Source organism: Isoptericola sp. NPDC056573, assembly GCF_042793335.1.
In the GTDB taxonomy this organism is placed as follows: domain Bacteria; phylum Actinomycetota; class Actinomycetes; order Actinomycetales; family Cellulomonadaceae; genus Isoptericola.
This window is the reverse complement of record NZ_JBHTUY010000008.1, coordinates 80,762-99,996: the sequence shown is the minus strand read 5'-3', so window position 1 is coordinate 99,996 and position 19,235 is coordinate 80,762. Positions and strand designations below refer to the sequence as shown.

Sequence of the window (19,235 nt, the reverse complement as noted above, 5' to 3'; positions counted from 1 at the left end):
CTCTGAGCAGTGTCGGAGGCGACTGTGCCCACAGACACCACCGTGACCGGTGAGCCCTCGGGCCTCCGTGCCCCACGCCTGGTGGGCTCCTTCCGTCTCGACCTGTCGTCCGACAGCTGGACCTGGTCGGACGGCGTCTTCCGCCTGCACGGCTTCGAGCCGCACGAGGTGGTGCCCACCACGGACCTCGTCCTCGCCCACACCCACCCGGACGACCGCGACGACGTCCGCGCCGCCCTCAGGACGGCACCCGCGACGGGGGCGTTCTCGAGCGTGCACCGGATCGTGACGGCACGACGCCGCGAGCTCACGGTCGCCGTCGTGGCCAGCGCGGAGGACGACCAGCACCGCGACGAGGCGGCGGGCTACTTCCTCGACCTGACCTCGGACGTCGCGAAGCGGGCCGGCGCGCGGGCCTCCGCCGACATCCGGGCGGCGGCGACGACCCGCGGCGTCATCGAGCAGGCGAAGGGCGTGCTTGCCGTCGTCTACGACGTCGAGATCGACGCCGCCTTCGAGCTGATGAGGTCGGCGTCGAACGACCACAACGTGGCCGTGCGGGACCTGGCGAGCGCCGTCGTCGACGTCGCGCACCGCCGCGACGTCGACCGCCGCGCGACGCTCGACCGCGTGCTGCGCCGCGGCTGATCCGCGGGCGCGATCAGTCCTCGGTCCGGCGCGTCTCGACGGGCCCGGTCTCGTCCGCGAAGCTGAGCCGCCGCGCCACCACGTCCTCGGCGACGTCCTCGAGCGCGCTGCCCCGCCCGAACGCGTGCGCGCGCAGGACGGCGAGGGCGTCGTGCGGCTGCAGCCGCAGCTGCGCGGACACCATGCCCGTGGCCTGGTCCACGCGCGCCCGTGCGGACCAGCCGACCTGGTCGATCTCCCCGAGCACGGCGGTGCCGATGGCGTCCGCGAGGAACTGCGCGTCCTCGACGTCCCGCGCCAGCACCCGCCCCGGGCCGACCACGAGGCCCAGCACCCCGACCGGCTGGCCGCCGACGTGCATGGGGATGCCGAACCACCTGCCGTCGCCGGCGGCCTCGCCGGCGAGCTGCGAGAACACGGGGAACGGGTCGTCGTCCCCGAGGCCGAGGGGCGCGGAGACGATCGTGTCGTGCTCGAACGCCTGCCGCCCAGGACCCTCGCCGAGCACCTCCTGGATGCCTTCGACCCGCGCCGCGACGGCGTCCGTGCTGGTCACGGCAACCGGCTCGCCCGCCAGGGTGGCGAGCGTGAGGCTGCCACCCTGCGCGCCGAGGATCGTGGTGCACGCCCGGCACATCCGCGCCGCGACCGTCGCGTCAGGGTCGAGTCCGGCCAGGGTCCGCGCGAGCAGGCCCAGCAGCTCGGAGGTGTTCACCGATCGCTCCGTCCTGTCGCCTCCCGGCCAGTGTGGCACCGATAGGCGATGCACACGGAGCGCGACGCCGGCTCAGCGGTCGAGGTCGCCGATGACGTCGCCCTCGCCGCCCAGGACGAGGGTCCGCACGATCGCCTCGGCGACCTCCCGCTCGGTGAGCCCCCGGCGGTCCGCCGCCGTGTGCAGCACGGCGCGGGCCTCGTCCTCGGGGCAGTCGTTCGACGCCATGATCGCGCCCACCGCCTGCTCGACCGTCGCCCGGTCGGTCATGGTGCGGTACAGGCCGGCGACGGCGTCCCCGAGGTCGGCGAACTGGAGCTGGAGACGCACGGCGTCCGCCGCGAGCGCGGCGTGCCCCACGGCGGCGTCGACCAGGCCGGCGGGCCAGTCCCCGGGCGTGCGGCTGTACACGTTGATCGCCACGCGCGCGCCGGGGCCCACCTCGGCCGGGACGGCGAGCGCCTGCACGAACCCCTCGGCCTCCGCGGCCGCCTGCCAGGCCTCCCAGCCGGGCACCATGTCGGCGAGCCTCGTGGTCAGCACCGTGCCCCGCCGCATCGCGTCGATGCAGGGCCCGGTGTCGGCGCGCGCCTCGGCCTGGTCGCAGCGGCCCGCGCCGGGGGTGCTGCTGCCGGCGCGCAGCGAGATGCCGTGCTCGCGCAGGCTGATGCTCGCCTCGACGCCGTGGCCGAGCACGGCCGCGGCACGGATCGCGCACTCGTCGAGGTAGCGGGACAGGGTCATGGGCGTCACGCTACCCGCGCGCTCCGGCCCCGTCCCGCGGGTCTCCTCGACGGTGCCCGTCAGCGGTGCACCTCAGCGGCGACCGACCAGCCGGTCCACCTGGAAGAGCGTCGTCGTGCCGGAGACCTCGTTCGCGACGGCGAGCAGCGGCCGGTGGGTGGGGGAGTCCGACGCGGGAATGAACGCCAGGCCCTCGGGGCCCAGGTCGCCGGCGCCGGCCAGCGCGTCGGCGGGGGTGGCGCCGTCGTCGATCGCGTCCTCGACGGACACCCCGTAGTCGCGGTTCGAGACGTAGGTGACGAACGCGGCCCGCTCGGGCCGCGTGATGTCGTAGACCACGACGCCGCCCGCACGCTCCAGGCCGACGAAGGCGTACGTGCGACCCGACACCTCGCCGATGGTGAGGTTCTCCGGCTCGGGGCCCTTGTCGTCGCTGCGGCCGTCGCCCTTCGTCTCGGTGTGGTTGGTGTTGAACGCGTCGCCGAGCGCGCCCGCGGTGACCCGCTCGAGCTCGTCGCCGGAGTCGAAGACGAGCTCGCCGTCGGTGCTCCAGATCGAGAACGACCGGCCGCCGAAGGCGTACAGCTCCTCGTAGCAGGAGCCGTCGGCGCGCAGGCCGGACGCCGTCGTGACGTTCAGCCGGCCGAGGTCCGCGTCGCCGAGCAGGCCGGCGGCGGGGGAGTCCTCGCACACGGGCGCGAGGCCGTCGTCGCCCAGGTCCTTGACCCGCGCGGGCTCGACGTAGTCGCCCCACTCGCGGGCGTCGCCCTCGTTCGCGGTGACGAGGTAGGTCTGGCCGCGGGAGGTGTACGACGCGATCCCGTCGGGCATGTACAGCCCCCGGACGGGTACCTCGCGGACGGCGGCCCCGCCGTCCTTGTCCGAGGGATCGATGCCCTGCCCGGGCACGGAGTGGTCCTTGCTGCCGAGCGACCACAGGTCGGTGGTGCGGGCGCTGCGCAGGTCGACCTCGGCGACGGCGTTCGCCTCCTGGAGCGCGACGTACGCGGTGCGGGAGTCTTTCGACACCGTCACGTACTCGGGCTCGAGGTTGCGCGACACACGGTGCTCCAGCGACCCGTCCGGGCCGGCGACGTCCGGCCCGAAGACGCGGACGCCGTCGGGCAGCCGGTCGCCCTCGAAGGCGTGGAACGTCGCGGTGCGGACCGCGGCCTGGCGCACGGCCGGGGCCTTCCGCCCCGAGACGCGGTCGGGGAGCGCGACGACGGAGACGGTGCCCTCGGGGTCCACGCCGAAGTCGTCCGCCGGCTCGCCCTCGTTCGCGACGACGGCGCTGCGGCCGTCGGGCGTGATCGTCACCATGTCGGGCAGGGCGCCCACTCGCCACGCGCCGATCGCCTCGCCGGCGCCGGCGGCGTCGAACAGCACCAGCCAGCCGTCGGAGACCTTGTCGGGCGACTCCACCGCGACGACGCCGAGCCCGTCCGGGCGCACGGCGACCGAGTTCGCGACCGCGCCGTCGGGCACGGTCGAGCCGTCCGCGGCGCGCACCCCGGTCGTCTCGAGCGCGAAGAGCCTGCGGGGCGACGACGGGCGCCCGACGTCGAGCACGGTCACCTCGCCCGCCTGCGCGTTCACGGAGAACAGGCGCTCCGAGCGGGCGTGGTAGGCGACGATCTCCGCCGCGGACTCGTCGAACACGCCCGTGGCGTACGAGCCGAGGGGCGTGAGGGCGACGCGGGCGTCGTCGGCCGACAGCGCGACCGGGTCGGCGACGACGCCGGCGCCCGGCGTCACGTCGCGGTGGGCCGACGCGGTGAGCGCGACGGGCACGGTCAGCGTGACGGCGAGGGCGGTGGCGCAGCCGGCGACGACGGCGCGTCGCGGGGTGCGGGGGAACAGGGTGCGGGGGAGCGGTGTGCGCAAGGGGTCCTCCGGGGCCGGGGCGCGCGCCGAGCGCGCCGTCGGGGTGACCGTAGGGAGGACGGATGGCGGCCCGGGGGGCTCGGGGTGAACGGGCGCCGACCCGTCGGTGAACGACGGCCTCGCGGGCCGCTCAGGCGGGTGTGCCGGTGTCCGTGCGCACGCCGTCGCGGCCGAGCTGCACGATGCGCCACACCGCGCCGGCGAGCAGCACCACGAGTGCCAGGTTCCGCAGCCCCTCGACGATCACCATCGCGGGCTGCCCGCCGAGGAACTCGCCGTACGCCACCGGGTAGACGATCTGCGTGCCGAGCGCGGCCAGCAGCACCCCGACCGCGGGCGGCCCCCACAGCCGCCGCGTGCCGGGGCCGGCCAGGGCGACCGCGGCGGCCAGCGGCGGCCCGATCCACGCCACGAACTGCGGCGAGCCCACCTTGTTGAACACGATGAGCGACAGGAGCAGGGCGGCGGTGCTGAGCAGCAGGACGTCGCCGGCGTGGTCGGGACGGCGGCGCGCCGTCCACCACGTGAGCGCGGCGATCAGCAGCACCGCGACCGGCAGCAGCCAGTCGAGCAGGGTCGCGACCTGCCGGGCGGTGTCGCCCTGCACCTCGTAGGTGAAGATCACGTCGTTGTAGTCGATCCGCACCGACGGGTCCCACAGTCGCGCCACGCTGAACCAGGTCGCGAACACCGACTCCGCCTGCAGCGTGCGCGCCTCCTGCTGGCCGAACACGCTGAACGCGCGCTGCCCCGCGCCGCCCGCCAGGGCCAGCCCCACCACCACGAGGCTGACCGCCGCGCCCGGCACCACGACCTGCCGCAGCACGTCGCGCCAGCGGGCGCGGGTCGCGGCCAGCGCCACGACCACGGCACCCGGCGCGATCTTGATCCATGCGCCCGCCGTGGCGACGGCGGTCGCGAGCGTCGGGCGGCGTGCCGCGACCGCGAGGGAGATCAGGATGAGCGGCGCGACGACGCCGTCCAGCCGGCCCAGGAAGATCGGCCCGAGGGCGAGCAGGAAGGCGAGCCACCACCAGGCTCCGAGCACTCCGCGCGGCGCGGACCGCACCAGCACCACCGTGGCCACGGCGTTCAGGGCCACGACCATCGCCGTCCAGACGATCTCGTAGCCCAGCAGGCCGTCGGTCACGAGCGCGGGCAGCGTGACCGGGACGAGCGCCCCCGCGGGGTACACCCAGTCGTAGTCGAGGACCGGCCACTGCCCGGTGTCGAGCCCGTGGCGGGCCCACCACTCGTAGAGCGTGACGTCGCCGTAGATCGTGTAGCCCCAGGTGATGGCCTGCCCGACCACCCAGGCGTGCACGGCGACGAAGCCGAGCGCCAGCAGCCACCGGGACCTCAGCACGGCGCCGAGGGGACCGGGGGCGTTCCGCGCGGCGGAGGTCTGCGTGGATGGCACGCCCGACATGGTGACAGACCAGGCTCACCGCCGCCCCGGAGCCTCCACGGGGATGCGCGATGCGGGTATGGACGTCTAAGGTTTCGGATAGCCGAAATTTCTCGATCCCCCCGGAGGACCGCATGAGCCGACCGACCCTCGACCGACCCGCCCAGGGGGTGCGTCACGCGCGCCTGGTGACCCTGCTCGGGCCGGCGTTCGTCGCGGCCATCGCCTACGTCGACCCGGGGAACGTCGCCGCCAACCTCACGGCGGGGGCGCGGTTCGGGTACCTGCTGGTGTGGGTGCTGGTCGTCGCCAACGTGATGGCCGTGCTGGTGCAGTACCTGTCCGCCAAGCTCGGGGTGGTCACCGGGCGGTCGCTGCCCGAGGTGCTGGGCGAGCGGCTCTCCCGGCGCGGCCGGATCGCCTACTGGGCGCAGGCGGAGGTGGTCGCGATGGCCACCGACGTCGCCGAGGTGATCGGCGGCGCCATCGCCCTGCACCTGCTGTTCGGGGTGCCGCTCGTGCTCGGTGGGATCATCACCGGCGTCGTGTCGATGCTGGTGCTCGCCGTGCAGCAGCGCCGCGGCCAGCGCGTCTTCGAGACGGTCGTGACGTCGATGCTCGGGGTCCTCACCGTGGGGTTCTGCGCCGGCCTGTTCTTCTCGCCGCCGGACCTGGGCGCGGTGCTCGGCGGGCTCGTGCCGCGCCTCGACGGCCCGGAGTCGGTGCTGCTCGCCGCGTCGATGCTCGGCGCCACGGTCATGCCGCACGCGATTTACCTGCACTCCTCGCTCGCCCGCGACCGCGTGCGCCACGACGCCCGGGTCGAGCGTCGCCACGCCCTGGCCGCGGGAGCCGAGGGGCGCGACGACGTGGTGGGGGAGGACGACGTCGCCGTGCCGGGTCCGCCCTCGCCGCCGGTGATCCGTCGCCTGCTGACCGCCACGCGCTGGGACGTCGTCGCCGCGCTGGTGCTGGCGGGCAGCGTGAACATCGCGATGCTCCTGCTCGCGGCCGCCAACCTTCCGGGCCGCACCGGCACCGACTCGATCGAGGGCGCGCACGCGGCGATCGAGTCGTCGCTCGGGCCCGCCGTCGCCGTGCTGTTCGGCGTGGGGCTGCTGGCGTCCGGGCTGGCGTCGACGTCGGTGGGTGCCTACGCCGGCGCCGAGATCATGTCGGGCCTGCTGCACGTGCGCGTCTCGCTGCTCGCGCGGCGGCTGGTCACCCTGGTGCCCGCGATCGTGCTGCTCGCGACGGGGGTGTCGCCCACGTGGCTGCTGGTCGTGAGCCAGGTGGTGCTGAGCTTCGGCATCCCGTTCGCGATGGTCCCGCTGGTGCGGATCACGCGCGACGCCGGCCTGCTCGGCGGCTTCCGCAACGGCCTCGTCACCCAGCTCGCGGCGTGGGCGGTGGCCGCCGTCATCGTGGCGCTGAACGTCGCGCTGCTCTGGCTGACGTTCACCGGCTGACGCCGACGGCGACGGGCGGGCCCGCGGCCCGCCCGTCGCCCGGGCGGCTAGCGCGCGATCAGCGCGAAGACGCCCCAGCCGAAGTGCGTGCGTGCCCCGGCGGCGTACTGCTGCGGCTCGGTCGCCAGCAGGCCGCGGACCTCGTCGTGCAGCTCGTCGTCCGGGTGGGCGTCGGCCCAGCGCCGCATGGTCAGCCACTGGGGCGTCATGTAGCGGTCCCAGGACTCCTCGGTCGCGCAGACCATCTCGACGACGTCGTACCCCAGGGCGCCGAACGACGCCAGGAGGTCCGGCAGCGTGAGGTAGTCGTCGGCCGACCGCACCCCGCAGGCGGCGAGGGCCTCCGGCGTGGTGGGCACCGTGCGCCAGTACGGCTCGCCGACCAGCAGCAGGCCCCCGGGTGCGAGGCTCCGTCGCAGCAGGTCGATCGTGCCGGGCACTCCGCCGCCGATCCACGTCGCGCCGACACACGCGGCGACGTCCACGGGCTCGTCGACGACGTAGCCGGACGCGTCGGCCTCGACGAACGGACCAGGTCGCCCACGCCGAGCTCGGCGGCGCGCGCCCTCGCGTCGGAGACGAAGTCCGGGTTGAGGTCCACGCCGAGCCCGGTGATCCGGTGGTCACGGGCCCAGGTGCTCAACAGCTCGCCCGACCCGCAGGCGAGGTCGAGCACGGGAGCCCCGGCGGGCAGCTCGAGGGCGGCCCCGAGGCCGGCGAGCTGCCCCTCGGTCAGCGGGTTGTGGATCCGGTGGCGAGACTCCCGGACGGAGAAGATTCGAAGGTCGGACATGGTGATGCTCCTTGGACGGTTGCGACAGGGTTGCTCGGGTGGGAGCGGGCGGTTCCGCTCACCGACGTCGAGACCGTCATCGGGCATCAGGTCCTTCCTGGTGTCGCCCTGTCGGCCGGAGGCGCAGGGCGTGGCTCCGTGCGAGCCGGCCCCGACGCTACGTCCACCACGGTGCGCGGGCCAGGGAATTCCGGGCCCGCGCCCCCTCGCGCTACCTGCCGAGCGCGGCCTCCAGCCGGTCGACGAACGCGGCCTGGGCGCTGACGACGAGTCGCCGCGCGTCGTCGGGCCCCCACCAGGCCACCCGGTCGATCTCGGGCACCTCGATCCGCTTCCCCGACCGCGGCGGCCACTCGATCTCGACGGTGTTGCTGCGGACCTGGTCCAGGTCCGGGCCCGGCGCGGGCCACTCGCGCGCCCACGCGAGGACGCGCTTGCCGGACCTCTGGCGGACCTCGCCGAGGTCGATGTCGGTGCCGACGCCGGGGGACGACGGCGCGGGGAGCGGCAGCCCGAGCTCCTCCGCCGCCTCGCGCAGCGCGGCGGCGTGCGGCTCCTCGTCGGGTTCGAGCTCGCCCTTGAGCACCGTCCACGCACCCTCGTCCTTGCGCGCCCAGAACGGTCCGCCCATGTGCCCGAGCAGGACCTCGAGGCCACCGTCGCCCGTGGTGCGGTAGAGCAGGAGGCCTGCGCTCGTCGTCGCCATGGTCTCAGTGTGACCCGGGGCTCCCTCGAGGGGCTCGTCCTCCCCTCGACGCAGGGGCGTGAGACGGAGTATCGCTTGACGTGAGACCCGGTCGCGGGTGACGATGGTGGAGGACCGGCGCCGACCACCACCAGCCTCGGACGGCGCCGGTCCACACTCCTCACCGGGCCCGGAACGCCGGACCCCCGCGCAGAGAGAGGTCGTCGATGACCCGCAGCTCGTCCCGTGATGTCCCCGTCATGCCCGGCGTGACCGCCCCCGACTACGACGTCTCGCAGCCGCTGGACCTCGACTACGTGGGCGCCTTCGCCGACGTGAAGCCGCAGGAGCGCGCCCATCAGCTCGCCGTCCGCGAGTTCGTGCAGGCGGACGTCCTGCCCGTCATCGACGGCTACTGGGAGCGCGCCGAGGTGCCGTTCGAGCTCGTGAAGAAGCTCGCCGAGCACGACTTCCTGCGCGACGGCGTCGACGTCCCCGGCCGCCCGTCGGTCTCGTTCATGGCCGAGGGCCTGGCCAGCATGGAGATGTCGCGCGGCGACGGCTCGGTCGCCACCATCTGCGGCGTCCAGGGCGGCCTCGCGCTGCGGTCGATCATCATGCACGGCTCGCCCGAGCAGATCGAGCAGTACGCCGAGCCGATGGCGCGCGGGGAGATCCTCGGCGCGTTCGCGCTCACCGAGCCCACCCACGGCTCGGACTCCGTCTCGCTGGAGACCACGGCACGCAAGGTGACCCGCGACGGGGTCGAGGGCTACGTCCTCGACGGCGAGAAGAAGTGGATCGGGTTCGGCTCCTGCGGCGACATCACCGTCGTCTGGGCCCGGCTCGTCGGCGACGACGGCGACAACCAGGTGCACGGCTTCATCGTCCCGCAGGACGCCCCGGGCTACACCGCCACGACGATCGAGGGCAAGGTCTCGCTGCGCGCCATCTGGCAGGCGCACATCGTGCTCGACGACGTGTTCGTCCCCGCGAGCGCGGCGCTGCCCGGCGCGACGTCGTTCAAGGCGACCGCCGCCGTCCTGTTCGCCACCCGCCTCGCCGTCGCCTGGTCCGCCGTCGGGCACGCCGTCGCCTGCTACGAGGCGGCCGCCGCGTACTCGACCCAGCGCATCCAGTTCGGCCGCCCGCTGGCCAAGAACCAGATGGTGCAGGAGCGGCTCACGCGCATGCTGTCCCTGGTCACGCAGATGCAGCTGCTCGTCGCACAGATCACCCGCCTCGCCGACGCCGGCACGCTCACGGGCGAGCAGGCGTCGCTCGCGAAGTACACGACGACGCGGCAGGCCCGCGAGGTCGCGTCGATCGCCCGCGACATGCTCGGCGGCAACGGCATCCTCCTCGGCAACCGCGTCGCGCGGCACTTCGCCGACCTCGAGGCCCTGCACACCTACGAGGGCACCGAGTCGATGCAGGCGCTCATTGTCGGTCGCGACATCACGGGGGTCTCGGCCTTCGCCTGACACCCCGCGGCGTCGTCGACCCGCAGGCCCCCGTCTCTCACCTGGAGAGACGGGGGCTTGACGCATTCCTGGGCCGCTGTCAGAGTCGGGCGCTGGAAATCGTTTTCGATGCCACGACGAGGTGGAGGTTGCGATGCGGCTCAGGCAGGTCTGCCTGACGGTGGGGGTTCTGGCGCTGTCGACGGCGGTGGCGGCGTGCGGCTCGACGACGGTGCCTGCGGCCGAGCCGGACACGTCCTCCGGCCCGCCGGTCCAGGGCCTCACGGCCTGGTCGCTCTCCGGCGGCAGCGACATCGTGCTGGAGCGGTCCTTCGAGAGCTGGAACGACGAGCACCCCGACCGGCCGTTCGAGGTGGGCTGGCTCGAGAACGACGTCTACAAGGACGAGATCCGCGCGGCCATCGATGCGGACGCGGCGCCGACGCTCGTCTACGGCTGGGCCGGGAGCGACCTCGCGGGCTACGTGGCCGACGGGGACGTCCTCGACCTCACCGGCCGGGTGGACCCCGCGCTCGACAAGGCGCTGCCCTCCGTCGCGAAGAACGGCACCGTGGACGGGCGCACCTACGCCGTCCCCGCCAACCAGACCCAGCCGGTGCTGCTCTACCACAACGCGGACGTGCTGGCCCAGGCCGGGATCGAGCCGCCGGAGACGTTCGACGACCTGCTCGACGCCGTGCCCGCGCTCCGGAAGGCGGGCGTGCGGCCCGTCGCGCTGGCGGGCGGGAGCCGCTGGCCCGAGCTGATGTACCTGCAGTACCTCACCGACCGGATCGGCGGACCCGAGGTCTTCCAGCGCGTCGTCGCGGGCGAGCCGGACGCCTGGTCCGACCCCGCCCTCGTCGAGGCGCTCCGCAAGATCCGCGCGCTCGTCGACGCGGGCGCGTTCGGCGACGACTTCACGGAGGTCACGGCGGACTCGAGCGGCGACGTCGGGATGCTCGTGTCCGGGAGCGCGGCGTTCCTGCTGCAGGGGGCGTGGATCTATCCGGACCTCGTCACCTCCATGCCCGAGCTCGTCGCCGCGGGCGGCATCGGCTTCGGCGCGTTCCCCACCGTGGAGGGCGGCGTCGGCGACCCGGACAACGTCGTCGGCAACCCCGCGAACTTCTGGTCCGTGTCCGCCTCCGCGTCGCCCGCCGACCAGCAGGCGGCGATCGACTTCCTCAACGCGGAGACCTACTCCGAGCGGGCGGTCGACACGTTCCTCACGGTCCGCACCGTGCCTCCCGTGCGGGGGATCGACGAGCGGCTCACGGACGGCGACAGCGCGGAGTACCTGCGGGCGGTGTACGAGATGGTCGACTCGGCCCCGCACTTCCAGCTCTCCTGGGACCAGGCCGTCCCGTCCGACCAGGCGGCGGCGCTGCTCGACCACCTCCACCAGGTGTTCACCGGCGAGCTGGACCCCGAAGGGTTCGTCGACGCCATGAACGACACCCTCTGAGCGGTCAGGGCCCGAGGTCGGTCGTGACGACGTCGGGGAGGCCGAGACGGAGCCAGAACTCTCCCGCGGGCGGGCCCGGGGCGACACGGCCGATCGAGACCAGCCACGCCGTGAGCACCATGCCGTGCGTCGCGACGACCAGATCGCCGCCGGCGGCGTGAGCGCGCACCGCAGCATCGAACCGGCGGGCCGCGTACGTCGCGGACTCCCACCCGGCGTGCCGGTCGTCGGGCATGCCCTCGACCCAGGCACGGCGGATCTCGCGGAAGCCCGGGGACACCTGTTCGGGAGGGCGCCAGACCTCCGCGAAGCGCGGGTCCGTGGGGACGTCGGCGACGCCGAGCGCCCGGGCCAGCGTCTCGACCGCCTTGAGCTCGTCGCTCGCGACGGCGGTCGTCCGGTCCGGTAGTCGGAGCCCGCGTGCCGTCGCGCGGCCGGCCGGGGAGAGCGGCCACAGGCTCGCAGGAGTGTCGTCGCGGATCGCGGGCGCCGCGTGTCGCACCAGGGTGATCCGCACCTCGTATCAGCCGGACGTGGCCGTCACGGCGGGCACCATGACGGCCACCATGACGGCGGTCTGCATCTCGTCCACGGCCTTCTTCACAGCCGTGCTCGCCCAGCTCCCCGCGGCGAGCTCCTTGGCGCGTGCCTCCGCCCGCCGCCGGTCCTCGGGCGCGACGAGGCGGCGGACGAGCGGCGTGCCGTTCGCCGTCGCGAGGAGCGCCGCGGTGCGGGCGTCGGGGTCGCGGAGGCCGAGCAGCACCTCGCAGCAGGTCGCGCGCAGCCGCGTCTCGTGGGAGGCGTCGGCGGCGGGCCACGACGTCGTCGGGAAGATCCAGAGGACCGTCTCGTCCTCGCGCCGCAGCACCCCGCGTGCCGCGAGGCCGGCCAGCAGCGGCTCGCGCAGCCCCTTGGCGAGCGGTGCGATCAGGCTCTTCGGCGCGCGTGGCAGGGTCCGCACGAGCGCCAGCGCGTGGTCGAGGGCGGGGTGCCCCGTCGGGGACGCGTCGCGTGCGACGACCCGGCCGGCGGGCACCCGTCGACCGTCCAGGTCCGCGCCCCCCGACGACGTGACGTCGACCCGGCCCATCAGGGCGAGCTCGACGAGCAGTGCCCCCGCGAGCCGGTAGTCGAGCTGGGTCCGCTCGAGCGTCGGGCGCCCGGTCGCGTCGTCGTACGCGAGCAGCAGCAGGTCCTCGGCGATGATCACCCGCCGATCCTGGCGGACGGACGGCCTATGGTCCAGGAGTGACCGACGACCTCGCCCGCGCGGACGCCCGCTGGGATGACGACCCGAGCGCGGGGGAGTGGATCTCGCCGCTGCTCGGGGAGTTCGGTCAGAGCCTCGGCCACGCCGTACCGCAGGCGTACGCGGCGTATGCCGTGGTGCCCCTGCCCCGGGACGACGAGGGCGACGTCGACCTGGACGCGGTCCCGGAACGCCTCGACGTGCTGCTCGACCTGCTCGACCCGTGGACCGGCGGGGCACCGCTGCACGGCACGCTCTGGGAGGGGTGGCCGTCCCTCTACGACCGGGGTGGCGGGGTGGCGTCGTCGGGGACCGCCGTCGGGCTCGCCTGGGACTCGGACGGGCCGGAGCCCACGGCCGAGGAGGTCGCCGAGGCGAAGCGCGAGGCGGAGGCGGACCTGCTCGCCCGGCTGGTCGCGCGGCCCTCCGCCGACCGGCTCCTGCTGCCCCACCGGGGTTACCACGTCTGGACGGGGGTACCCCGGTCGGTCAGCGCGCTCCTCGACCTCGTCGAGCTGCCCTCGCACGTCTGGCCCGAACACCGGGCGTGGTTCCTCGGGCTGCCGATCTACACCGCCGAGGGGGCGCTGGGCGGGGCCCGCGGAGCTGGTGGCCACCGTCCTCGACGACGCGCGTCTCGGTGCCCGCGCCGCAGCGCCGGGCACCGAGCTCGACATCGACGACTGACGGGCGGCGCCGTCAGGGTGCGACGGCGGGCGTCGTCGTCCCCGTCTCGGCCTGCTCGCGCCGGTGCACGCGCCACCAGACGAAGAACCCGGTCAGGGTGAAGACGCCGTAGAACACGTACATCAGCGCCGTGGCGTAGTACCCGGCCGACCAGAGCAGGGGTACGCCCACGACGTCGACCGCCACCCAGACGAGCCAGAACTCGACCCACCCCTTGGCCATGCCGTACGTGGCGATGAGGGAGCCCATGAAGATCCACGCGTCCGACCACACGGGCTCGTACGAGCCGAGGGCGCGGAACAAGGGGGTGAGCAGCAGGGTGCCGCCCACCATGACGACGACGATCCCGATGCGTTCCCGCCAGGACGCCCAGTGCGGGTGCACCGCGGCACCCCCGTCGGCGGGGATCCTGCCGTCGGCGCGCACGTCCAGGGCGGCGCGCTCGGTCCGCCGCCACTGCACCCAGCCGTAGATCGAGACGATGAGGAACATCACCTGCCGGCCGGCCTGGCCGAGCATGTCCGCGCGGCTCGAGTCGCCGAACCACGAGCCCATGAAGACGGTGAACAGGACGAGGTTGCCGACGATGCCGACGGGCCACGCCCACACCTTGCGCCGCATGCCGCCGAGCGCGGAGGCGAGGCCGAAGCCGTTGCCGACGATCTCGCGCCACGACATGTGCTGGTCACCGATGGTCAGCGTGGCGTTGAAGAACGTGTCGATCACGTCCATCGTTCACTCTCCCGGTCCGAGGTGCGGCGTCCGGGGGTGAGGGTCGGCGCTCGCCGCGTCGGGCCCCGTGGGGCCGTCGTCGACGACACGACGCCCGGCGGCACCCACCCTGTCGGGCGCGTGCCGCACGTGCTTCCTCCCATCCGGACTTTGACCGTCGGCCCTGGAATCACACCAGGTCAGCCGGCCTCTCCCCGCGTCTGCGGGTGGAGGCCGGGTCGCGGGCTGTCACCGCCGGCTCGGAATTTCACCGACCCCGGAGCACGTACGTGCGTGTCTTTCCGCCACCGGAGGTCCCGGCGGCGTCCTGCACAACTCAGGATGCCACAGCGGCATTCCCCGCCGTCGCCGTCGCCGTCGCCGTCAGCCGCCGGACGCGCAGCGCGGCTCCGTGGCGTCCGGGGCGCACATGGTGAGGGAGACGTGGTTCGTGAGCTCGCCCCGCCGTCCGTCCGCCACGAAATCGAGGGTGAGCTGTGCCGAGTACGCGGCGGGGGAGGTGCGGGTCACCTCGACGTGGACCTGGTCGGGAGGGTCCTCGTCGCAGACGGCCAGGACGTCGTGCGCGATCGCGCCGAGGCCGTTCTCGTCCAGCGTGCCCTCCGCACCACCCACGCCGTTCGACGGGTCGGCCGGCTGCCCGACCGTGAACCGCCGCACCACCAGGCCGGAGCCGGGGTCCGGGACGACGGCGGTCACCGTGCCGCCGCTGCTGTCCCTCAGGCAGACCTCCGCGACCATGATCGTGTGGACCTCGCCGTCGGCGACGTCGGAGACGCCGATCTCGGCGAGGATCCCGTCGCCGTCGCCCCCCGGGGTGCTCACCCGTGGGGTTCCCGAGCAGCCGCCGAGGGCCGTCGCCAGGAGGGTGGCGAGGAGGGCGCCGGCCGCCGCGGTGACGTGCCGTGGTGCTCGTGCCGCCATCGGTGCCCCCAGGGTCTCGTCGCCCCGGGTGCCGGGTGTCTGGAAGGTAGCGGTGCGGGGCGGCCCCGGCAAGAGGTGCGCGGGGCGGCTCAGGCCAGCGCGTCGCGGACGGCGCGCGCGACGTCGTCCGGCCCGGCCCCGGGCTCCAGCACCGTGACCACGACGCGCCGCCCGTCGCCGCCCGTCGCGACCGTCCGTGCCTCGCCCGGGCCGTCGACGGTGTCGGCGTCGGCCGCCGGAGCGTCGGCCGACGGCTCGCCGTCGCCGTGCGGGAACGGGGCGCCGGCGGCGCGTCGGAGGTCGGCGAACGCCTCCTCCAGCTCGGGACGCAGGTCGAGGTGGGGGTTGCGCAGCCAGCGGCGCAGGATCGCGTTGTGCACCGCGACGACGGACGCCGCGAACGCGATCGACATCGTGGTGGTGGACCGGTCCGGCGGCAGCGTGTCGCGCAGGTAGGCGGTGAAGGCGCGCTCGTAGCGGTGCGTCGTGACCAGCTCGCGGTCGCGCAGCGCCGGCACCTGCTGCAGGAGCTGGTGCCGGGCGATCGACGTCTCGCGCTGGCCGACGTGGTGGTCGAAGACGAGCCGGGCGGCCCGGCAGACCTCGAGGTATGGGTCGGTGGTCGGGTCCCACGCCCGCTCGGGCGCGCGGCCGGACTCCTCGCTCGCCCTCGCCTCGGGGCGGGTCTCCGCGAGCATGACCACGACCTCCTCCAGGAGCAGCTCGTGGTCGGCGAAGACCACGTCCTCCTTGGAACGGAAGCGGCGGAAGAACGTCGCGCGGCTGACGCGGGCGGCGTCGGCGATCTCCTCGACGGTGGTCTGCTCGTAGCCCTGCCGGGAGAAGAGGTCGATCGCGGCGTCGACGGCCTGGGCGTGGGTGTGCGTCCGGACGGCGGTCATGCCAGGGAGATTACTCCGGGGACCCGTTCCCACCCGACGACGTCCGCCCGTCCTGCCCGTCCAGCAGCAGCCGGTAGAACCGGAAGAAGCCGAAGTCGTCGACGGGCAGCACCTCGACGCCGGCGAAGCCCGCCTCGAGCGCGTACCGGCGGAGCGTGGCGGGTCGCATGACGGTGCCCGTCGCGGCGGAGGGCCACGACGACAGGCTGTCCGGCAGGCACACGAACAGGCTGTAGCCGTACATGATCCGGTCGACGTCGTCGGCCGGCGCCCGGAACTCCTCGGCGACCGCCTCGTCCATCACCACGACGACGCCGTCGGGCCGCACCGACTCCCGGACCGCCTCCAGCACGGCGACGGGTCGCGGCATGTCGTGCAGGCACTCGAAGGCGAACGCCGCGTCGAACGGCTCGGCGGTGCGCAGCTCCGCGGCGTCGGACAGGTGGAAGGTGACGCGTTCCTCGAGCCCGCGCCGGGCCGCGGCGACCCGGGCCGCCTCCACGGACGGCCGGTCGAGGTCCACCCCGTGCAGCTCCGCCGTCGGGAACGCGCGCGCGAGCGCGAGCGTCGACCAGCCGAACCCGCACCCCACGTCGACGACACGGGCCCCGGGACGGCTCAGCACCTCGCGCACCGGCTCGACGGCCGTCAGGGCGGAGGCGAGACGGTGCTCGAACCAGGGGCGGTTGACGTCGGCCTGTGCGCGCCGGGCGTCGTCCCCGAGCTGGTCCCACGACACCCCGCCGCCGGTGCGGTACGACCGCAGCAGGTGCGGGAGCTGGGGCCCCACGGCGCCGACGAACCGCGCCAGCGGCGCGAGGTAGGACAGCGACTGGGGGTCGGCCAGCACCTCGGCGTGCGCCTCGGGGAGCTCGAAGGTGCGGTCCGCGGACCGGGTCCCGTCGGACGACCCGGCGGGCTCGTGGGCCACGAGGATCCCCGTGGCCGCCTGCTGCTCCAGCCACTCGCGGGCGTAGCGCTCGGACGTGCCGGTCGCGGCGGCCAGCTCCGCGGACGTCTGGGGTCCCGACGCGTCGAGCGCGCGGTACCAGCCGAGCGAGTCCCCGACGTACACCGCCAGGGTGTCGATCGCGCCCAGCGTCGCGCCGAACAGCCGGTCGGCGAACTCCTCCACGGCCGTCGTCTCGGCGGGCGTGGCGTCGGGTGTGGCGGTGGTCGTGGTGGTGGTCGTCCCGGTGGACCGGGTCACGTCCGACATGGCGACGCCTCCGTCCCGGGGCCCGCGCGCCGCACGGGCCGCCTCGGTGCGCCGGTCGGCCGCGGCGCCTCCCACTCGACGGTAACCGTGGGGTTCGGCCCCCGTCGATGCCTCGGGCGGGTGACTCTTCGGTCGTCCGGTCGGTCGTCCGGTCGGTCGTCCGGCTCAGCGGCGGCGGCGCTCGCGACCGTCGTCCGGCTCCCCGCGGCGGCGCTCGTCGAAGCCCGCCTCGGCGGGGCGGCGGGCCCGCTGCAGGTACCGGATCTCGCGCACCGCGACCCCGGCGGCGATGAAGAACGGGATCCACGCCCAGACCTTGCCGCGCAGCACGACCCACAGCATCGCGAGCGCGACGACGCACGCCCCGACCACGGTCCACACGCTCGCCCACCGCACCTTGCGCACGGGCCGAGGCTACCGCTGCGCCCTCCCGCGGAACACGTGCCCCCGGCATGGGTAGGGTGGCGGTCGTGACTTCCGGGACCACCACCGCGCCTGAGACCACCGCCGCCCCCCGCACGACCGTCCCCGTCGTGGACGTGTACGTCGACCCGCTGTGTCCGTTCGCGTGGATCACGTCGCGCTGGGCGCTCGAGGTCGCGGAGCACCGGGACGTGGAGCTCACGTTCCGCCTGATGAGCCTGTACCTGCTGAACAAGGACCGGGACATCCCGGCGGACTACCGGGCGAGGATCGAGGCCTCGCGTGGCATCGGTCGCGTCGCCGCGGCGGTGCAGACGGAGCACGGCCCGGAGGCGTTCAGCACCTTCTACACCGCGGCCGGCACGCGCATCCACCCCGGCGGCCGCCGGGACGACCTCGACGCCGTCGCCGCGGAGGCCCTGGCCGAGGCCGGCCTGCCCGCGTCGCTCGCCGACGCCGCGAGGTCGGACGCCTACGACGCCGCCCTCGCCGTGTCGCACGAGGAGGGCATGAAGCCGGTGGGCGAGGACGTCGGCACGCCGACGATCCACGTCGACGGCGTGGCGTTCTTCGGCCCGGTCCTCACGCGCATCCCGCGCGGTGAGGACGCGCTGCGGATCTTCGACGGCGCCGTCGCGCTCGCGTCGTTCCCGGACTTCTTCGAGCTCAAGCGGTCGCGCACCAGCTCGCCGACGTTCGACTGACCTCCCCGCTCCACCCCCACCACCTCCCCGCACCACCTCCCCGCATCACCGAGAGGCGAACCGTGACCCTCGACCTGCGTGTCTTCACCGAGCCCCAGCAGGGTGCGTCGTACGACGACCTGCTCGCCGTCGCGAAGGCGACCGAGACGCTCGGCTTCAGCGCGTTCTTCCGCTCCGACCACTACCTGACGATGGGCGGCGACGGTCTTCCGGGCCCCACCGACGCGTGGACGACGCTCGCCGGCCTGGCCCGCGACACCTCCACCGTGCGCCTCGGCACCCTCGTCACGTCGGCCACGTTCCGCCACCCCGGCGTGCTGGCGATCCAGGTGGCGCAGGTGGACCAGATGTCCGGCGGCCGCGTGGAGATCGGCCTCGGCGCCGGCTGGTTCGCGCGCGAGCACGAGGCGTACGGCATCCCGTTCCCGGCGAAGCGGTTCGGGCTCCTGGAGGAGCAGCTGGAGATCCTCACCGGCCTGTGGGGCACGCCGGTGGGTGGCTCGTACTCGTTCGACGGCGAGCACTACACGCTCGTCGACTCGCCGGCGCTGCCCAAGCCCGCCCAGGCGAAGATCCCGGTCATCGTGGGCGGCGGCGGTCCGACGCGGACGCCGGCCCTCGCCGCCCGGTTCGGCGACGAGTACAACCAGGCGTTCCCCGAGCTGGACACGGTCGCGCCGCGCATCGGCGTCATCAACGAGGCGCTGGCGGCGGCGGGCCGCACGCCGGACTCGATCGTGCAGTCCGTCGCCCTGGTGCTCGCGGTCGGCAAGGACGAGGCGGAGTTCACGCGGCGCGCGGCGGCGATCGGCCGCGAGCCGGCCGAGCTGCGCGAGCACGGCGTCGCCGGCACCGTCTCCGAGGCCGTCGACCTGCTCGGCTCCCTGCGCGACCAGGGGATCCAGCGCGTGTACCTGCAGGCGCTCGACCTGCACGACCTCGACCACCTGGACCTGGTGGCGCGCGAGGTCGCGACGCAGCTCTGAGACCCGGCGCGAGCCTGTGACCTGCGGCGACAGTCGGTCAGGGCGACAGTCTCGCCAGCTGGACTCACCCCCGCCGAACCCGTGACAAGGGGGCGCGCCGGGGTTAGGTTCGCGACAGACGACGAGGTG

The 19,235-nt window shown here is 74.3% G+C and carries 20 protein-coding genes and 1 riboswitch; of the genes, 7 read left to right on the top strand and 13 right to left on the bottom strand.

Annotated elements, in window-relative coordinates:
* Positions 1–24 precede the first annotated feature (24 nt).
* Positions 25–648: a PAS and ANTAR domain-containing protein gene (locus ACFQ8E_RS14985; RefSeq protein WP_430551361.1), complete on the top strand. Its 624-nt coding sequence runs from the start codon at positions 25–27 to the stop codon at positions 646–648.
* Between the two features lie 13 nt (positions 649–661).
* Here the strand turns inward: ACFQ8E_RS14985 and ACFQ8E_RS14980 are convergent, their stop codons facing one another.
* From ACFQ8E_RS14980 to ACFQ8E_RS14965, 4 genes are all read right to left on the bottom strand, one after another.
* A complete protein-coding gene (locus ACFQ8E_RS14980) occupies positions 662–1,363 on the bottom strand; it encodes an ANTAR domain-containing protein (RefSeq protein ID WP_430551360.1) in 702 nt (233 codons plus the stop codon).
* Positions 1,364–1,435: 72 nt separating this feature from the next.
* A complete protein-coding gene (locus ACFQ8E_RS14975) occupies positions 1,436–2,107 on the bottom strand; it encodes an ANTAR domain-containing protein (protein WP_430551359.1) in 672 nt (223 codons plus the stop codon).
* 72 nt (positions 2,108–2,179) lie between these two features.
* Positions 2,180–3,994 (bottom strand): choice-of-anchor I family protein, encoded by a 1,815-nt coding sequence (locus tag ACFQ8E_RS14970; RefSeq protein ID WP_430551358.1) that lies wholly within the window; start codon positions 3,992–3,994, stop codon positions 2,180–2,182.
* Positions 3,995–4,124: 130 nt separating this feature from the next.
* Positions 4,125–5,423 (bottom strand): glycosyltransferase 87 family protein, encoded by a 1,299-nt coding sequence (locus ACFQ8E_RS14965; protein ID WP_430551357.1) that lies wholly within the window; start codon positions 5,421–5,423, stop codon positions 4,125–4,127.
* Between the two features lie 113 nt (positions 5,424–5,536).
* Between ACFQ8E_RS14965 and ACFQ8E_RS14960 the strand changes: the two genes are divergently transcribed.
* Positions 5,537–6,871 (top strand): Nramp family divalent metal transporter, encoded by a 1,335-nt coding sequence (locus tag ACFQ8E_RS14960; RefSeq protein ID WP_430551356.1) that lies wholly within the window; start codon positions 5,537–5,539, stop codon positions 6,869–6,871.
* A gap of 47 nt (positions 6,872–6,918) precedes the next feature.
* On the opposite strand, the gene ACFQ8E_RS14955 is transcribed toward ACFQ8E_RS14960, so the two are convergent.
* Positions 6,919–7,356, bottom strand: a complete 438-nt coding sequence (locus ACFQ8E_RS14955; protein ID WP_430551355.1) for a hypothetical protein — start codon at positions 7,354–7,356, stop codon at positions 6,919–6,921.
* 519 nt (positions 7,357–7,875) lie between these two features.
* On the bottom strand, positions 7,876–8,370 hold the full coding sequence (locus tag ACFQ8E_RS14950; RefSeq protein ID WP_430551354.1) for an NUDIX domain-containing protein: 495 nt from the start codon (positions 8,368–8,370) through the stop codon (positions 7,876–7,878).
* A gap of 206 nt (positions 8,371–8,576) precedes the next feature.
* On the opposite strand from ACFQ8E_RS14950, the gene ACFQ8E_RS14945 reads away from it, so the two are divergent.
* The gene (locus tag ACFQ8E_RS14945) at positions 8,577–9,833 is read left to right on the top strand and encodes an acyl-CoA dehydrogenase family protein (RefSeq protein WP_430551353.1); all 1,257 of its coding nucleotides are present in this window, start codon (positions 8,577–8,579) and stop codon (positions 9,831–9,833) included.
* Between the two features lie 133 nt (positions 9,834–9,966).
* A complete protein-coding gene (locus ACFQ8E_RS14940) occupies positions 9,967–11,280 on the top strand; it encodes an extracellular solute-binding protein (RefSeq protein ID WP_430551352.1) in 1,314 nt (437 codons plus the stop codon).
* 4 nt (positions 11,281–11,284) lie between these two features.
* Here ACFQ8E_RS14940 and ACFQ8E_RS14935 read toward each other — a convergent pair whose 3' ends face one another.
* Together ACFQ8E_RS14935 and ACFQ8E_RS14930 are read right to left on the bottom strand one after the other, a co-directional pair.
* On the bottom strand, positions 11,285–11,782 hold the full coding sequence (locus ACFQ8E_RS14935; protein ID WP_430551351.1) for a histidine phosphatase family protein: 498 nt from the start codon (positions 11,780–11,782) through the stop codon (positions 11,285–11,287).
* A 21-nt stretch (positions 11,783–11,803) separates the two neighbouring features.
* Positions 11,804–12,490 (bottom strand): GPP34 family phosphoprotein, encoded by a 687-nt coding sequence (locus ACFQ8E_RS14930; RefSeq protein WP_430551350.1) that lies wholly within the window; start codon positions 12,488–12,490, stop codon positions 11,804–11,806.
* Between the two features lie 38 nt (positions 12,491–12,528).
* On the opposite strand from ACFQ8E_RS14930, the gene ACFQ8E_RS14925 reads away from it, so the two are divergent.
* Positions 12,529–13,317, top strand: a complete 789-nt coding sequence (locus ACFQ8E_RS14925) for a hypothetical protein (RefSeq protein WP_430551349.1) — start codon at positions 12,529–12,531, stop codon at positions 13,315–13,317.
* On the opposite strand, the gene pnuC is transcribed toward ACFQ8E_RS14925, so the two are convergent.
* From pnuC to ACFQ8E_RS14900, 5 genes are all read right to left on the bottom strand, one after another.
* Positions 13,229–13,948 carry a nicotinamide riboside transporter PnuC gene (gene pnuC, locus ACFQ8E_RS14920; RefSeq protein ID WP_430551348.1) on the bottom strand — a complete coding sequence of 240 codons (720 nt, stop codon included), beginning with the start codon at positions 13,946–13,948 and terminating at the stop codon, positions 13,229–13,231. The two genes, ACFQ8E_RS14925 and pnuC, sit on opposite strands and share 89 nt — an antisense overlap.
* Before the next feature lie 125 nt (positions 13,949–14,073).
* Positions 14,074–14,217: riboswitch (FMN riboswitch) on the bottom strand.
* A 94-nt stretch (positions 14,218–14,311) separates the two neighbouring features.
* Positions 14,312–14,872 (bottom strand): hypothetical protein, encoded by a 561-nt coding sequence (locus ACFQ8E_RS14915; protein WP_430551347.1) that lies wholly within the window; start codon positions 14,870–14,872, stop codon positions 14,312–14,314.
* An 89-nt stretch (positions 14,873–14,961) separates the two neighbouring features.
* Positions 14,962–15,774 carry a TetR family transcriptional regulator gene (locus tag ACFQ8E_RS14910; protein WP_430551346.1) on the bottom strand — a complete coding sequence of 271 codons (813 nt, stop codon included), beginning with the start codon at positions 15,772–15,774 and terminating at the stop codon, positions 14,962–14,964.
* Positions 15,775–15,784: 10 nt separating this feature from the next.
* Positions 15,785–16,993 carry a class I SAM-dependent methyltransferase gene (locus ACFQ8E_RS14905; RefSeq protein ID WP_430551345.1) on the bottom strand — a complete coding sequence of 403 codons (1,209 nt, stop codon included), beginning with the start codon at positions 16,991–16,993 and terminating at the stop codon, positions 15,785–15,787.
* A gap of 165 nt (positions 16,994–17,158) precedes the next feature.
* The gene (locus tag ACFQ8E_RS14900; RefSeq protein WP_430551344.1) at positions 17,159–17,398 is read right to left on the bottom strand and encodes a hypothetical protein; all 240 of its coding nucleotides are present in this window, start codon (positions 17,396–17,398) and stop codon (positions 17,159–17,161) included.
* Positions 17,399–17,463: 65 nt separating this feature from the next.
* Here ACFQ8E_RS14900 and ACFQ8E_RS14895 point away from each other — a divergent pair, with 65 nt between their 5' ends.
* Positions 17,464–18,120: a disulfide bond formation protein DsbA gene (locus tag ACFQ8E_RS14895; RefSeq protein WP_430551343.1), complete on the top strand. Its 657-nt coding sequence runs from the start codon at positions 17,464–17,466 to the stop codon at positions 18,118–18,120.
* A 62-nt stretch (positions 18,121–18,182) separates the two neighbouring features.
* A complete protein-coding gene (locus ACFQ8E_RS14890) occupies positions 18,183–19,106 on the top strand; it encodes an LLM class F420-dependent oxidoreductase (RefSeq protein ID WP_430551342.1) in 924 nt (307 codons plus the stop codon).
* Positions 19,107–19,235: the final 129 nt, after the last annotated feature.